A 15,495-nucleotide genomic window follows, 5' to 3' on the forward strand; every position below is an offset into this window, starting at 1 on the left:
GGCGGGACGTTGACGGCAAAGGCTGCGGCTGTGCACAGATCAGGTCGCAACCTTGCCCCCAGCCGGCCTATTTGACGTATTTGCGCCAGCTGTGCTCGGGACGGAAGCCAAGCATGTCCCTGGCTTTGCGGTTGGAAAGCAGCGTCTCGTATTCGTCGAGCTCCGCCTTGACCGGCACGTCGGGGTAAAACCGCTTCAAAAGTTCCGCTGTCGGCAGGTCGGACGAGGTATCGTCATTGGCCGCGTTGAACACCTGGAAGCCGAGCCCGTCCGTTTCAACGGCGCGCAGCGTGATCTGGCCGAGATCGCGCGCGTCGACATAGCTCCAGGCGATGCGCTTGCGAAAGCCCGGATCGGCAAACCACTTCGGAAACAGCGAATATTCGTGCGGCTCGATGACGTTGCCGATGCGCAAGGCATAGATATCGGTGCCGTTGCGCTGCGCAAAGGCGCGCGCCGTGTGCTCGTTGACGACCTTGGACAGAGCATAGCTGTCCATCGGATCGACGTCGTATTCTTCATCGAGGGGAAAATATTTGGGGTCGCGCGGTTCGTTGGCGAACACCACGCCATAGGTGGTCTCGCTGGACGCGATCACCACCTTAGGGATGCCGAGTTTCACCGCCGCCTCGATGACGTTGTAGGTGCCCATCGCATTGATGCGGAACACCTCATTGTCGGTCGTGATCATGATGCGCGGTATGGCGGCGAAATGCACCACGGCATCGACCGGCTGCGGGCGCAGCGACGGGTCGAATTCGTGCAGACCCATATAGCTCGACAGCGCGTTGAACACCTGGCCGCTGTCGGTGATGTCGGTGATCAGCGTGCGTACCTTGGGATTGTCGAGCGGCTTGGTGTCGATGTTGAGCACCTGGCAGCCCTGTTCGATCAGATATTGCACGACATGGCGACCGGCCTTGCCGCTGCCGCCGGTGAACATGATCCGCTTCGTCATTTTCGTCTCCAATGCCTAGGATTTCTGTGTATTGTCAGACAATATGGCATTCTGCAACCACCCTCGCCCGCAAGACGGCGGCGCCCAATATCAATCATCGCAACAGGACTTCAAGACATGACCACGACCGCCGCGAGCGAAAAGATCGGCTTTATCGGCCTTGGCCTGATGGGGCACGGCATTGCCAAGAACATCGTCGACAAGGGCTATGGCCTGACCTTCCTCGGCCGCAAGAACCGCAAGCCGGCGGAAGACTTGGCTGGCCGCGGTGCGAAGGAAGTGGCCACCTCGCGTGAGGTGGCAGCGGCATCCGATATCGTCTTCATCTGCGTCACCGGCTCGCGCGAGGTCGAAGCCATCATCCGTGGCCCCGGCGGCCTCAAGGAGGGCCTGAAAAGAGGCTCGGTTGTCGTCGATTGCTCGACCGCCGATCCGGTCTCGACCGTGGCGCTGGCGGCGGAACTGAAGGAGATCGGCGTCGACTTCGTCGATGCACCGCTCAGCCGCACGCCGAAGGAAGCCTGGGAAGGCACGCTCGACGCCATGGTCGGCGCGCCCGACGCGCTGTTTGCCCGTGTGAAGCCGGTCATCGAAACCTGGGCCGGCCGCATCGTCCATATTGGCGATACAGGTGACGGCCACCGCATGAAGCTGCTCAACAACTTCATCTCGCTGGGCTATGCCGCGATCTATTCCGAGGCGCTGGCGCTGGCCGAAAAGGTCGGCATCTCGCCACCGCGTTTCGACAGCGTCATCCGCAACGGCCGCATGGATTGCGGCTTCTACCAGACCTTCATGCGCTGGACGCTGGAGGGCGACCGCGACGCACATAAATTCACCATCGCCAACGCCTTCAAGGACCTGACCTATCTGGAATCGATGGCGGGCGCGGCCGGCATCGCCAACCCGCTCGGCAACGCCACCAAGAACTCCTTCGCCGGTGCCCATGCCACTGGCCCGGCCGAGCAATTCGTGCCGATGCTGGCGACATATATCGGCAAGGTCAACGGCGTCGACCTGATGCCCAGCAAGGATGGCAAGAAGCAGACGATTTGAGGTGGCGAAAAGCCTGTGTCAGCGCCTCGACCGGCCGATAACATCGTCGGTGTTGGCGAGCAGTTTGTGCACCGCATTGCGCGCGGCCGCAGGACGCTGCAGGCGGATGTTCTTCTCGATCGCCTCATGCAGCGCCTGCGCCCGCCGCTGATCGCTGGTCTCGCGTGTGACGAAGACAAAGAGATGATCGAGCGCCGACTCGATCAGAACGCCAAGCGGCACCAGCAGATCGTTGCCCGAGGCGCGCAGTATGGCGAGGTGAAAACGCGTATCGGCGCGGATACGCTCCTGCAGGTTCAGAGCCTCGCCCATCTCACGACAGGCCTGGCTGATCTCGTCCATCTGCTCGTCGTTGCGCCGCGTGGCGGCAAAGGCCGACGCTTCCGGCTCGATGATGTGACGGAACTCCTGCACCGTGCGCAGGAAGGCTTCCCGGTCCGGCCCGGTCGCGTACCAGGCCAGCACATCGCGGTCGAGCAGGTTCCAGCGTTCCCTGGGCTCGACCCAACTGCCGATCTTGGGCCGTGAAGCCAGCAGGCTTTTGGCCATCAGCATCTTGATGGCTTCGCGCACCGCCGAACGACTGACATCGAAGATCTCGGCCCATTTGGCCTCGTTGGGCAGAATGGTGCCGGGCGGATAATCGCCGCGCACGATTCTGAGGCCGATCTCGCCGGCCAGCGAGACATGGACGCTCGCTCCCGGAAAATGCGCGGCACCGGCCCTGCGCATGACAGCCGGACCGCGGCTGGCTTGTGCCTTGGCCCGCTCGGTTCGCTTCTTTGATTTCTCGTCCGGCATTCACGTTCCAATGCGTCGGCCGTCTGCGTCCGGACTGGTCCGAACCTGCACGGCGCGCCGATCTCGTTGCCGAAAATCCAAACTACAGACGCGTCAAAGCCGGAGCCTGCTGCCCCAACCGTTGCGTCCGTCCGGGAAGAGACGGGGCGCCCGTCAAAGGGCGCCCCGAAATCGAGAACCTACTTCTGGATGCAGGTGTCGACCGTGTCCTTTGTGCATTCGTCGAGGCCGGTGAACACCGGATCGGCGACGGCCTTGCCTTCGACCAGATCGATCATCACCGACGGTGCCTTGTAGCCCATTTCGAACGGCCGCTGACCAACCAGAGCGGTTACAAGGCCGTCACGGGCGATCGCCACTTCATCGCCGATCGTATCGGCGGCGCCGATGACGAAGTCGTTGCTGGCGATGCGGTCCTTGAGCGGCCCGAACAGGTCGCGATAGGGCTGCGGTGCGCCAAACAGCGGCCAGCCGCCCATGATGCCGAAGGCGTCGAGCTTGGGATTGGCGGCGAGGATGTCGGTCATCGCCTGCACGCCCTTGGCGCCGTCGTCATTGGTGAACACCGGGCAACCGGCGACTTCGGTCCAGCCGCCTTCGCCGGCAAGTGCCGCCAGGCCTTCCTTGCCCGACAGCGCGTCACGCATGCCCTGCGCGCGGCGCAGGATGTTGTCGGCCGCGGGATTGCCTTCGATGGTACAGATCGTGCCGCCGTTCGGCTTGCCCTTCTTGATGTACTCGCCGATCTTGTGACCCATCAAATAGTTGTCGGTGCCGAGATAGGTCTTGCGCAGCGCGGCATCTTCCTTGCTGAGATCGGCGTCGAGCGTCATGATCGGGATCGTCGGATTGGCGGTCTTGATCGTCTGAGCGATCAGCGGCGCGTTGGATGGCGAAATCGCCATTGCCACCGTGTCGGCCTTGCTCAGCATGTCCTGAACGATCTGCGCTTCGCCGGCCTCGTCGGAGGTCGATGCCGGGCCGGTGTAGAAGCATTCATATTCCGAGCTTGCATTTTCCTTGTTCCATTTCTCGCAGCCCTGGTGGATGGCTTCGAAGAATGGATTGTCGAGACCCTTCACCACGATGACGAGCTGTTTCTTGGCCAAAGCCGGCCCGGCGCCCAGCGCCATGGCGGCGACGGCGGCGAGCAAAAGTGTTTTCCTCATGTCAGTCCTCCCTTGAAACAGACGGACACGGCGTGCCCGCCACACAGATCGACCGGATGCTTAATGACCGAGGTTCGTTTCACGAGCACTCGTGTCGCCAAGACAGATCGATAAGCATTTCCAGATGCGGCATTGGCCCGGCTCACACAAGGGTGGCGCCGCAACCTCGACCGATAAACCTCCGCCGATTCCGCCCGGCTAACCGCCAGCGGCATCGGCATAATCTCCTCCGACGCTTAGCTAATATCGGCTTGCGGCCAACGTCAATGCTATTTGTCCTACAAAACGGATTTTTGGATAACCAAGGCTTCAATTCGTCCGACAATTGATTGACGAGCGCCGGCTTTTGCGTAAAAGAACGCTGACGCTGTTTCCGGGAGGAGATGGGGAGAGCGGGGCCAAAGCAGCGCCGGCATTCACGCCGGGAACAGCAGCGGGTCGCAAAACACGGGGAGGCAAAGACTGGTGGCGGTTCTCGAACTCACCAATATCTCGAGGCATTTCGGCGCCATCCAGGCGGTCAACGACGTATCGCTGTCGATCGAGCCCGGACAGGTGGTCGGCCTGATGGGCGACAACGGCGCCGGCAAGTCGACGCTGGTCAAGATGATCGCCGGCAATTTCCGCCCCAGCCATGGCGTCATGCGCATGGACGGCAAGGAGTTGATCCTGCACAAGCCGGCGGAAGCTCGCCAGCACGGCATCGAGATCGTCCACCAGGACCTGGCGCTGTGCAACAATCTGACCGCTGCCGCCAATGTCTATCTCGGCCGTGAATTGCGCCGCGGCTTCGGCCCTTTACGCATCCTCGACTATGCCGCCATGTACAAGCGCGCCGGCCAGCTCTTCGCCGAGTTGAAGTCCGAGACCCGTCCGCGCGACCTCGTCAAGCAGATGTCGGGCGGCCAGCGCCAGGCAGTAGCGATCGCGCGCACCATGCTGTCGCAGGCGAAGATCGTGTTGATGGACGAACCGACGGCCGCGATCTCGGTGCGCCAGGTCGCCGAAGTGCTGAACCTGATCCGCCATTTGCGCGACCAGGGCATCGCAGTGGTGCTGATCAGCCACCGCATGCCTGACGTGTTCACCGTCGCCGACCGCGTCATCGTCATGCGGCGCGGCCGCAAGGTCGCCGACAAGACGATTGCGTCAAGTTCGCCCGAGGAAGTCACCGGGCTGATCACCGGCGCCATCGAACAGGTTTGATCTCAGCGAATTTCACCACGCACAGCACATGAAGGTCGACGATGGCACTGACAATTGACCAGCCGATCGAACAAAAGCAGCAATCCTTGCCGGCAAGACTGTTTGCCAGCCAGACCTTCTGGGTGGTGATCGCGGTCATCCTGGCCTGCCTGTTCCTGTCTTTTGCCACCGACGCCTTCGCCACGTCGAAGAACCTTTACAACATCACCCGCAACATCACCTTCGTCGCCATCATCGCGCTCGGCATGACCTTCGTCATCATCACAGGTGGCATCGACCTGTCGGTCGGTTCGGTGCTCTGCCTGTCGTCGATGGTGCTGGCCGTCACCATGCATGCCGGCTACTCCATCGAGGTCGGCATCCTCGCCTCGATCGCCACCGCGCTCGCCATAGGCGCCTTCAACGGCATCATGATCGCCTATCTCGGCTTTCCACCCTTCGTGGTGACGCTCGGTATGCTGTCGATTGCCCGCAGCCTCGCCATGGTCGCCTCCAACAACACCGTCGTCTTCCAGTTCGGCCCGGATCACGACAAGCTTCTGGCGCTGGGCGGCGGTGCATGGGTGTTCGGCATCGCCAATCCGGTGCTCTACATGATCCTTTTGGCGCTGATCACCGGCTTCACGCTGCGCTGGACCAAGTTTGGCCGCCACATCTTCGCCATTGGCGGCAATGAGCACGCGGCGACGCTGACCGGCGTTCCCGTCAAGCAGATCAAGGTCGCCGTCTATATGATCTCGGCGCTGGCGGCGGGCATTGCCGGCATCATCCAGACCGGATGGCTGGGCGCCGTCACCACCAATCTCGGAACCGGCATGGAACTGCAGGTCATCGCCGCCACGGTCATTGGCGGCGCCAATCTCGCCGGCGGCGTCGGCACCGCCTTCGGCGCTATTGTCGGTGCCGCGCTCATCGAAGTGATCCGCAACAGCCTTGGTCTGCTCGGCATCAATGCTTTCTGGCAAGGCGTGTTCATCGGCGGCGCCATCCTGCTCGCGGTGCTGTTCGACCGGATCCGCAACTTCAGGCGCAATGACTGAATGTTTTTGGACTGAACCTTTCGGCTGGAAACCGTTGCCTTGACATCGAAATCCCTGTTCGAGCTCAACGGCCGGCTGGCGCTGATCACCGGCTCCGGCCAGGGCATCGGTCTGGCGCTGGCGCGCGGCCTTGCCGAGCATGGCGCAAGTGTCGTGCTCAACGGCCGCGATGCCGGCAAGGTTGCCGGTGCTGTCGCCGGCTTGCGCGACGCTGGCTTCAAAGCGCACCCCTCGACCTTCGACGTGACGGATTTTCGCGCGGTCGATGCCGATGTCGCCCGCATCGAGGCCGAGATCGGCGCCATCGACATCCTGATCAACAATGCCGGCGTGCAGTTCCGCGCTCCGCTCGAGGACTTTCCCGAGGAGCAGTGGGAGCGGCTGTTCAAGACCAATGTCTCCGGCGCCTTCCATGCCGGCAAGGCGGTCGCCCGCAATATGATCGCGCGCGGCAAGGGCAAGATCATCAACATCGGCTCGGTGCAGAGCGAACTCGCCCGGCCCAACATCGCGCCCTATACGGCCACCAAGGGCGCAATCCGCAATTTGACACGTGGCATGTGCACCGACTGGGCGAAATACGGCTTGCAGGTCAATGCCATCGCCCCCGGCTATTTCCGCACCGAGATGAACCAGGCGCTGGTCGACAACCAGGAATTCTCCGCCTGGCTGGAAAAGCGCACGCCGGCTGGCCGCTGGGGGTATGTCGACGAACTGATCGGCGCCGCCGTGTTCCTCGCCTCCGACGCCTCATCCTTCGTCAACGGCCATACGCTTTATGTCGACGGCGGCATGACGGCTTCGGTTTGACGGGAAACCCTATCGCTCAGTCTGAAAATCCACCACTACGGCCGGCAGCACACAGCGGCTTTCGCCCCGCGCCTTGACGCGAGCCCGAACTCAGCCGCACAATGCCGTCGCAGGCGAAGGGAGGCCAGTCGTCTGCGGGAGGTATAACCCATGACGGACGCGATCAGGCTCTATTGGGGCCGGTTCGGACATGTTTCTGTCCTGAATGTCGCCAGCGACTTCGTCACCCATGCGCATGTCGAGGCCCACATCATCATCTGGCTGGAGGGCACGGCCGGCGAGATGACCGTCGGCCGCGAGACGGTGCCGCTGGGTCCCGGCACCGCCGCCGGCATCAATTCCTACCAGCCGCACAGCCACATTCTGTCGCAGAACGGCAGGCCCGGCCTGTTCCTCGCTTTCTACATCGATCCGGATTGGGCGCGCCGGCGCCGCGACCTGCCTTCGTCGGCGCCGTTGTTTGCACAGGCTGCGATCACGCTCGAACCCTGGCTGCACCAGGCCGCCGCCAACCTGCTCGACCATTTGAGCGATAATGAAAGCATCGACGACGTCGCCAATTACGAGATCGAGCGCTTCATCGATAGCCTGCTCGACGCCGCCGACGCCTCGGCGCCGCAGGAGGCGCGGATCCGGGTCAACACAATGCAGGATTTCCGCGTCCGCAAGGCAATCCAGCTGATGAAGGCCAATGTCTGCGAACGCATCTCGTTCGACGACGTCGCCCGCAGCGTCGGCCTGTCGCGGCCGCACTTCTTTGCTTTATTCAAGGAACAGACCAATCTGACGCCCAATGTCTACTGGAACACGCTGCGCATGGAGGAAGCCGTGCGGCAGCTGCAGTGGTCGCAGGAGCCGCTGATCTCGGTCGCCTGCAATCTCGGCTTCACCACCCAGGGCAATTTCTCGCGCTTCTTCCGCGACCATGTCGGCGTGCCGCCGACGCTTTACCGCGAGGCGGCGCGGGCCATGGCCTGAGCCAAGCCGCTCGTTTTTCAGACTCCTTGATAGGGCCGCAAGACCCATTGATAAGCGCAGCGCCGGCCGCCGCCCTACCCTGCAGCGTATCGAATTCGTAGGGGAATGATCATATGGCTGAAGTCACCGTCTCCAGCGTCATCGACGCGCCGGTCGAAAAGGTCTGGGCGCGCATCCGCGACTTCAACGGCCTGCCGGGCTGGCATCCGCGCATGGTCAAGAGCCATATCGAAGACGGCAAGAGCGCCGAAACCATCGGCTGCGTGCGTAATTTCGAGCTCGCCAGCGGCGCGCGTGTCCGCGAAAAACTGCTCGACTTCTCCGATGCGAATTTCCGCGTCAGCTACTCCATCCTGGAGACGCCGCAGCCGCTGACCAATCACAAAGCGACGCTGCAATTGCGCCGCGTGACCGACGGCGACCGCACCTATGCCGAATGGACCGCGAGCTTCGACGCGGCGCCCGAAGAGGCCGACAAGATCGCCGCCGGCATGGCCGCCAATGTCTTCCAGGGTGGCTTCAATGCGTTGAAGAGCCATTTTTCTGGCCAGAGCTGAGTCAGGGGAGACTGCCATGGCGCTTGCCCTCCAGACCTTTTCGGCCGTAAGGGATGCCAACGCGGCGCTGAAGGCGCCCGGCACCCGCTATCTTGGCGGCGGCACACTGGTCGTGCGCGCCGCCAATGAAGGCGATATCTCCGTCTCCGGCCTTGTCCGTTCGACCGATCCGACCCTTTCCGGGATCACCGTTGCCGGCGGCAAGGTCCGCATCGGCGCTTCGATGACGATGGCGGCTATCGCCCGCCATCCCGAGCTTGCGGCGCTGTCCAAGGCCGCGCGCGCCGTCGGCGGCCCGGCGATCCGCAACATGGCGACTGTCGGCGGCAATCTGTTCGCACCCGCGCCCTACGGTGATTTCGCTGTCGCCCTGCTGGCGTTGGATGCGACGGTCGGCACCGATGATGGGGAATTGCCTATCGAGGATTTTCTGGCCAGGCGGGACGCCAGCCGCGCCATCGTCACTTCAGTCGCCTTCGCGTTGCCGAAGGCCGAGAATTTCCGCTTCCTGAAAGTGTCGCGGGTCAAGCCGAAGGGCGTCTCGGTGCTCAGCATCGCCGCCGTTCTCGAACAGGCCGGCGACGGCACTGTCTCCTCGGCGCGGATCGCGCTCGGCTGCATGGCAGACCGGCCGATGCGCGCCCGCGCTGCGGAAAAGGCACTGATCGGCAGCAGGCTTGACCAGGACGGCGTCGCAGCGGCGCTGGCTGCAGCCGGTGAAGGCACTTCGCCAATCACCGATCCGATCGCCAGCGCCTGGTATCGCGCCGAGGTTCTCTCGGTCCATCTCGGCCGGCTGCTGCTTACTTAACCACCGCTTGGGGGGCGCGTGTCTGTCCGATCAACCGGGCAGGCGCGCTGGGAGGAAAACATGGCAAAGGTTCCGGTTCAGTTCACGCTCAACGGCTCGGAGAAGGCCGAATTTGTCGACAGCGGCACGACGCTGCTGCACGCGCTGCGCGACAAGATCGGCGACACCTCGCCCAAGGGCGGCTGCCACCAGGGCACCTGCGGCGCCTGTTCGGTCATCATCGACGGCGAACTCCGGCTCTCTTGCCTGACCCTGGCCGAGACCTGCAGCGGCGCCGACATCCGCACCACATCGGGCCTCGCTGAGGCCGGCGTGCTGCACCCGCTGCAGCGTGCCTTCCTCGATGCCTTCGCCACGCAATGCGGCTTCTGCACGCCGGGCATGATCATGGCCGCCAAGGTGCTGCTCGACCACACGCCCAATCCGAGCCGCGAGGACGTGATCGAGGCGCTGTCCGGCAACATCTGCCGCTGCACCGGCTACGAGCCGATCATCCAGGCGGTGCTGACGGCGGCCCGAGCCAATTCGCAGAACGCGGCCTAAGGACCAAAAGAATGGAACTGCGCAAAAACTATTTCGCCGATCAGCGCAAGGACGGCCTGCACGAGATCGGCCATGGGCGGCCGCGGCTGGATTCGCCGGGACATGTGACGGGCAAGACCGCCTATTTCGCCGACCGCAACTTCCCGAATATGCTTCACCTGAAAATGGTGCGCAGTCCGCACCACCATGCCCGCATCCGTTCGATCGACACTTCCGAAGCGGAGAAGCATCCCGGCGTGGTGAAAATCCTCACCGCCAAGGATGTGCCGCACAATGTCTACACCATCCTGATCCTGATCCAGGTCGGACCGGAAGACGAGACGGTGCTGGCCGACGGCAAGGTACGCTGGAAGGGCGAGGCGGTGGTGGCGGTGCTGGCCGAGACCGAGCGCGCGGCTCAGGAAGCGGCAGCCAAGGTCAAGGTCGACTACGAGGTGCTGCCGGCCGTCTTCGACATGGAAGAAGCGCTGAAGCCTGGCGCGCCTTTGGTCAACGAATATCACGGCCAGAACTATTATCTCTATGACAGCGGCGAATGCCGCAAGGTGCGCTTCGGCGATGTCGAGGCGAGCTTCGCCGGCGCCGACCACATCCTCGAACAGAGTTATCAATCCTCGCCCATCGAGCATGCGCCGACCGAGACCACCGGTTGCGTCGTGGTGCCCGAAGGCAATGACCGCTTCACCTGCTACACCAACACCCAGGCGATGTTCTTCACCCTCGACAACGCCTCGATCATCCTGCAGATGCCCGGCTCAAAACTGCATTTCGTCGGCGGCACTGTCGGCGGCGGCTTTGGGGGCAAGGTCGACGTCATCGTCGAGCCGATCGCCATTCTTGGCGCCAAGCTCACAGGACGTCCCGTCTCCTTCATCTACAGCCGCGAGGAGGAGATGCAGATCTCGTCACCCCGAGCGGCCGAAAAGATAATCATCAAGGATGGCGTGATGAACGATGGCCGCATCGTGGCTCGCAAGGTGACCGGCTACACCGATGCCGGCGCCTATTCGCGCCACTCGCCTTATGGCGCGCAGAAGGGAGCGGCGCACTATCCCGGCCCCTACACCATTCCCAATGTCTGGATCGACACCTACTGCGTCTACACCAACCGCACCCCCTCCTCCGCGATGCGCGGCTTCGGCGTCACCATCGGCGACTTCGCGCTTGAGGTGCAGATGGACAAGCTGGCGCGGCTGATCGGCATGGACCCGCTCGAATTCCGCTTCATCAACGCCTATCGCGATGGCGACATGAAGGCGCATCGCCAGCCGACCGAAGGAGCGGCGCTGATCGAGTGCATGCAGGAGGCGTCGCGCGCCGCCAACTGGCCGGTGGCGGAGAAGTATATGGCGATGTCCTCCTACAAGAAGGGAGCTTGAGATGGCGATAAGGCGCGGACGCGGCGTCGCCGCGATCAACTACCCGACGGGCATGAATCTTGGCGGCGACCCGACGCAGGCGCTGGTGCATTCGACGCCGACCGGCAATTTTATGGTCACACTTTCGTCGGTCGATCTCGGCCAGGGCCTGAAGCAGATCATGGCGCAGATCTGCGCCGAGACCATCGGCGTGCCGACCGACCGGGTCACCATCGACACCGCCGACACCGACACCGGCCCGCACTGCATGGGTACCTTCGCCTCGCGCGGCACCCACCGCGCCGGCAATGCCGTCATCCAGGCGGCCAAGGAAGCGCGCCAGGTGATGTTGGAAGTGGCGGCGGAAGAGCTGGAGGTCAACGCTTCCGACCTTGAGACTGACGGCCAGGGCAATATTCTGGTCAAGGGCGCGCCGCAAAAGTCGATCTCGATCTTCGATGTCGCCTTGTCGGCGCATTTCAAGCGCGGGCGCTCGATATCCGGGCGCGGCATGTTCCTGATCCCGCGCTCCTATCCGGAGAAAGAGACCGGCGCGATGAAGCCGTCGACCTGCTACGCCCATGCCTGCACGGTGGCCGAAGTCGAGGTCGATGACGAGACGGGCGAGGTTACGGTGCTGACCGTGAAGAACGTCTTTGAGATCGGCCGCGCGCTGAACCCGAAAATGGTCGAGCAGCAACTGGTCGGCGGTTCCTGGATGGGCATCAGCCACGCGCTCTACGAAACGACCGAGCCCTATTATCCCAACCGCGACCATGGCGGCACCGACTTCAACCAGTATCTGATGCCGGGACCGGGCGATCTCGCCCAAACCGAGATCATCGTGCTGGAGCGGCCGTCGGCGGATGGTCCTTACGGTGCCAAAGGACCAGGCGAAATGTGCGCGAACCCGCAGATCCCCGCAGTTGCCAATGCCGTCTTCGACGCCGTCGGCGTGCGCATCGACACGCTGCCGATCACACCGGAGCGCATATTGCGCGCGCTGAAGGCGCAAGCGGCGAACTGAGGACGACATGCAGGAGCCGAATGCCGAGACTGTCGCGACCTCGCCGGAGGCGGTGGCACGCCACCTCGCTGGATCGCGCTACCTCGCCGACGACAGCCTGGCCACCGCCATCTTCCTGGCCATACGGCTCGGCAAGCCGCTGCTGCTGGAAGGCGCGCCCGGCGTTGGCAAGACCGAAGCTGCGAAGGCGATCGCGCAACTGCTTGGCCGCGATCTGGTGCGGCTGCAATGCTATGAAGGCATCGACGCAGCAAACGCGCTCTACGAATGGAACTACCAGCGCCAGCTGCTCGCCATCCGCCATGCCGGCGAGCATGAGATCGACATCTATGACGACCGCTTTCTGATCGCGCGGCCATTGCTGCAGGTGCTGCGGGCGCCGGAGCAGCGCGTGCTGCTGGTCGACGAGATCGACCGCTCCGACCACGAATTCGAAGCGCTGCTTCTCGAATTCCTTTCCGATTTCCAAATCAGCATCCCTGAGCGCGGCACGATCCGCGCCGAGGCGCAGCCGATCGTCATCCTGACCTCGAACCGAACCCGCGAACTGGCGGAGGCGCTGCGTCGGCGTTGCGTCTATCACTGGATCGGCTATCCCGACGCCGAGCGCGAAGCCGCCATCATCATGCTGCGCGCCGGCGATGTCGCCGAGACCACCGCCCGCGCCGTGGCGACCGCTGTGCAGGAGATCCGCGTCCGCCCGCTGGCCAAGCCGCCCGGCATCTCCGAGGCCGTCGAATGGGCCAACGCCGCCACCATACTGGAGAAAGGCGGCAGCCCATGGCCGCAAGCCTTCCGCCGAGCCATCGGTGTGCTTATCAAGGACGAGGAGGATTTGTCCGCGATCGCGCCGGAGCTTGGCCAGATTGTCGAGGAGGCGCTGGGGTGACGTGTGAGGTCAACAGCTCGTTCATAGCGAGGTGGCCTCACCTGGGCACTCTGCAACGCTGGCGGGACAGCGCCCCCCTCTGTCCTGCCGGACATCTCCCCCACAAGGGGGGAGATCAGCCGTCATCCTGGCTTTCGCCAATCTCCAGCGGCGCAGAAAGAACCGAAGCGCCAAAGCTGCTGATCTCCCCCCTTGTGGGGGAGATGTCCGGCAGGACAGAGGGGGGCGCGAAGGAATGATGCGTCAGGGAACCCTTCCTCTCGCCTCCGCGCCCTTCCTCCACTTCGCCCGGCTGCTGCGCCGCCACGCCTTTGCCGTCGCCCCCGAGCAGGTCTCCAGCTTCATGCAGGCGGTCACCCTGCTCGGCCCCCGCTCGATGGCCGACATCCGCGAGGCGGCGCTCGCAACGCTTGCCCCCCCGCCCGATCGCCGCGGCGAATTCGAGGCGCATTTTCGCAATCACTTCCATGGCGATGGCCAACCCTCCGTCGAAGGCGAAGACGACGAGGAAACCCGCATCAAGGACGATGGCGGCACGCGCCAGGAGGAGAAACAGACCACGCGCCAGGAGAAAGGCGGCGAGCTGTCGTCGGCAATCGAACAGCTCAGCAGCCGCGATTTCCTCCGCGACGACGATGGCCTTGGGCCCTTCCGCCGCAAGCTCGCTTCAGCCCTGCCCGCGCGCCGCTCCTTCCGCACCGTGCGCACCCATTCGCGCGGCAAGCTCGACCTGCGCCGCTCGCTCAGGGAAATCGTCAGCGCCGATGGCGATATCCCCTCGCCGCAGCTCCGCCGCCGCCAGACCGTTTCGCGCAAGCTGCTGATCCTGATCGATGTTTCCGGCTCGATGAAGCTGTACACGTCGGATTATCTCAAACTGGCGCACGCCGCCGTACAAGGTGCTGACCGTGCCGAAATCTTCACCTTCGGCACGCGGCTCACCCGCATCACGTCCGCACTGCGTATCCGCGATCGCGACCAGGCTCTCGCCCGAGCGGCGGCACTCGTAGACGACTGGGACGGCGGCACGCGCATGGGACCGACCCTGCTCGCCTTCCTCTCGGTGCCGCGTTTCTCAGCTTTCGCCCGCGGTGCCGCTGTGATCATCCTGTCGGACGCGCTGGAGCGCGGCGACCATGCCGATCTCGAGACCGCAATGCGCCGGCTGAGCGCCCGCGCCTTTCGCCTGTCGCTGGCCACACCGCTGGCCGGTGACCCGCGTTTCCTTCCCGCCACGGCAGCACTCCGCGCCATCCTGCCTGATCTCGACGATCTCATCGACGGCTCGTCGCTCGGGAGCCTCACCGATTTCATCCTGTCGCTCGCCCGCCCCGCCCCGGCGGCGTCGGCAATCTGGAAAAGGGTATCGTGATGCAGAAAGCCATCGACGCGCATTTCCACATCTGGCGCCAGCAGGACCAGCCATGGCTGGTCGGGCCGATGGTGCCGCGCATTTTCGGCCCCTACGAACCGATCCGCCGCGACTATCCGATCGAGGAATTTCTCGCCGATCAGCAAGGCGCAGGTGTCGAGAAGGCCGTCTATGTCCAGACCAACTGGGCCAAGGAGGATTTCGAAAAAGAAGTCGCCTTCCTGCAGAAGACTGCCGACGAGACCGGCTGGCCGCACGCTATCGTCGGCTATACCGATATGACCGTCGACGATGTCCGGCCCCAGATCGATCGATTGAAAAAGTACCCGCTGCTGCGCGGCGTGCGCATGCAGATGCATTGGCACGAGACGCCGGCCTTCCGCTTCGCTGCCTCGGCCGATCAGGTCATCGACCCCAAGGTGCGGGCCAATGTCGCGCGGCTTAAAGACTATGGCCTGTCCTTCGACCTGCAGCTTTTCCCTGCCCAGATGAAGGATGGGCTGACGCTGGTCGGCGAGAATCCTGAGACCAACTTCATCCTCACCCATGCCGGCATGCTGACCGGCATGGAGCCGGAAACCACCGAGGCCTGGAAAGCCGGCCTGAGTACTCTATCAACAGCGCCGAACTTCTACGCCAAGCTGTCGGGCCTCGGCACCTTCGCCCACCGCAACGATCCGGCGTTGATTGCCTACATCGTCGACAATGCCATCGACATTCTGGGCGCTGACCACCTGATGTTCGGCTCCAACTTCCCGATAGAGAAGCTCTGGACCAGCCACGCCGAACTGATCAAGGCGCATCGTGCAGCCGTGGCGAAGCACGGTCCGGTGGCGGAAGCGGATATCTTTTGGAATACAGCAGAGAAGGTTTACAGACCGGCATAGCGCACGCTTTCCCTTCTCCCACAGGGGAGAAGG

The 15,495-nt window shown here is 63.5% G+C and carries 16 protein-coding genes; 13 read left to right on the plus strand and 3 right to left on the minus strand.

Translation table 11 applies throughout. The annotated features are described in order from the left end of the window. Positions 1-67: 67 nt before the first annotated feature. Positions 68-958: an NAD-dependent epimerase/dehydratase family protein gene (locus tag AC3CCE_RS23540; protein ID WP_023682234.1), complete on the minus strand. Its 891-nt coding sequence runs from the start codon at positions 956-958 to the stop codon at positions 68-70. 117 nt (positions 959-1,075) lie between these two features. Between AC3CCE_RS23540 and AC3CCE_RS23545 the strand changes: the two genes are divergently transcribed. After that, on the plus strand, positions 1,076-2,014 hold the full coding sequence (locus AC3CCE_RS23545; RefSeq protein ID WP_023682235.1) for an NAD(P)-dependent oxidoreductase: 939 nt from the start codon (positions 1,076-1,078) through the stop codon (positions 2,012-2,014). A gap of 18 nt (positions 2,015-2,032) precedes the next feature. Here AC3CCE_RS23545 and AC3CCE_RS23550 read toward each other — a convergent pair whose 3' ends face one another. Beyond that, positions 2,033-2,815: a FadR/GntR family transcriptional regulator gene (locus AC3CCE_RS23550; protein ID WP_023673051.1), complete on the minus strand. Its 783-nt coding sequence runs from the start codon at positions 2,813-2,815 to the stop codon at positions 2,033-2,035. Between the two features lie 179 nt (positions 2,816-2,994). Next, on the minus strand, positions 2,995-3,984 hold the full coding sequence (locus AC3CCE_RS23555) for a sugar-binding protein (RefSeq protein ID WP_023673050.1): 990 nt from the start codon (positions 3,982-3,984) through the stop codon (positions 2,995-2,997). A 465-nt stretch (positions 3,985-4,449) separates the two neighbouring features. On the opposite strand from AC3CCE_RS23555, the gene AC3CCE_RS23560 reads away from it, so the two are divergent. The 12 genes from AC3CCE_RS23560 (at position 4,450) to AC3CCE_RS23615 (ending at position 15,462) form a co-directional block, all read left to right on the plus strand. Continuing rightward, positions 4,450-5,190 carry an ATP-binding cassette domain-containing protein gene (locus tag AC3CCE_RS23560; RefSeq protein WP_023673049.1) on the plus strand — a complete coding sequence of 247 codons (741 nt, stop codon included), beginning with the start codon at positions 4,450-4,452 and terminating at the stop codon, positions 5,188-5,190. A 41-nt stretch (positions 5,191-5,231) separates the two neighbouring features. After that, positions 5,232-6,230, plus strand: a complete 999-nt coding sequence (locus tag AC3CCE_RS23565; RefSeq protein WP_023673048.1) for an ABC transporter permease — start codon at positions 5,232-5,234, stop codon at positions 6,228-6,230. A 39-nt stretch (positions 6,231-6,269) separates the two neighbouring features. Further along, positions 6,270-7,040, plus strand: a complete 771-nt coding sequence (locus tag AC3CCE_RS23570) for an SDR family oxidoreductase (protein ID WP_031246147.1) — start codon at positions 6,270-6,272, stop codon at positions 7,038-7,040. A 150-nt stretch (positions 7,041-7,190) separates the two neighbouring features. After that, entirely contained in the window at positions 7,191-8,018 is an 828-nt protein-coding gene (locus AC3CCE_RS23575; RefSeq protein WP_023673046.1) for an AraC family transcriptional regulator, read from the plus strand. A gap of 113 nt (positions 8,019-8,131) precedes the next feature. After that, the gene (locus AC3CCE_RS23580; RefSeq protein ID WP_352513499.1) at positions 8,132-8,575 is read left to right on the plus strand and encodes an SRPBCC family protein; all 444 of its coding nucleotides are present in this window, start codon (positions 8,132-8,134) and stop codon (positions 8,573-8,575) included. Positions 8,576-8,591: 16 nt separating this feature from the next. Further along, the gene (locus AC3CCE_RS23585; RefSeq protein ID WP_352627116.1) at positions 8,592-9,386 is read left to right on the plus strand and encodes an FAD binding domain-containing protein; all 795 of its coding nucleotides are present in this window, start codon (positions 8,592-8,594) and stop codon (positions 9,384-9,386) included. A 60-nt stretch (positions 9,387-9,446) separates the two neighbouring features. Further along, positions 9,447-9,929, plus strand: coding sequence for a (2Fe-2S)-binding protein (locus AC3CCE_RS23590; protein WP_023746979.1), 483 nt, complete (start codon positions 9,447-9,449; stop codon positions 9,927-9,929). An 11-nt stretch (positions 9,930-9,940) separates the two neighbouring features. Next, the gene (locus tag AC3CCE_RS23595; protein WP_352627114.1) at positions 9,941-11,308 is read left to right on the plus strand and encodes a xanthine dehydrogenase family protein molybdopterin-binding subunit; all 1,368 of its coding nucleotides are present in this window, start codon (positions 9,941-9,943) and stop codon (positions 11,306-11,308) included. 1 nt (position 11,309) lies between these two features. Continuing rightward, the gene (locus tag AC3CCE_RS23600) at positions 11,310-12,314 is read left to right on the plus strand and encodes a xanthine dehydrogenase family protein molybdopterin-binding subunit (protein ID WP_023699673.1); all 1,005 of its coding nucleotides are present in this window, start codon (positions 11,310-11,312) and stop codon (positions 12,312-12,314) included. A 7-nt stretch (positions 12,315-12,321) separates the two neighbouring features. After that, a complete protein-coding gene (locus AC3CCE_RS23605; protein ID WP_352513495.1) occupies positions 12,322-13,203 on the plus strand; it encodes an AAA family ATPase in 882 nt (293 codons plus the stop codon). 235 nt (positions 13,204-13,438) lie between these two features. Further along, complete coding sequence (locus AC3CCE_RS23610) at positions 13,439-14,575, plus strand: vWA domain-containing protein (RefSeq protein WP_352626322.1); 1,137 nt, start codon at positions 13,439-13,441, stop codon at positions 14,573-14,575. Beyond that, positions 14,575-15,462: an amidohydrolase family protein gene (locus tag AC3CCE_RS23615; protein WP_352626359.1), complete on the plus strand. Its 888-nt coding sequence runs from the start codon at positions 14,575-14,577 to the stop codon at positions 15,460-15,462. Before AC3CCE_RS23610 ends, AC3CCE_RS23615 begins: the two co-directional genes overlap by 1 nt. Positions 15,463-15,495: the final 33 nt, after the last annotated feature.

The sequence above is a fragment of the Mesorhizobium sp. P160187 genome (assembly GCF_057766425.1).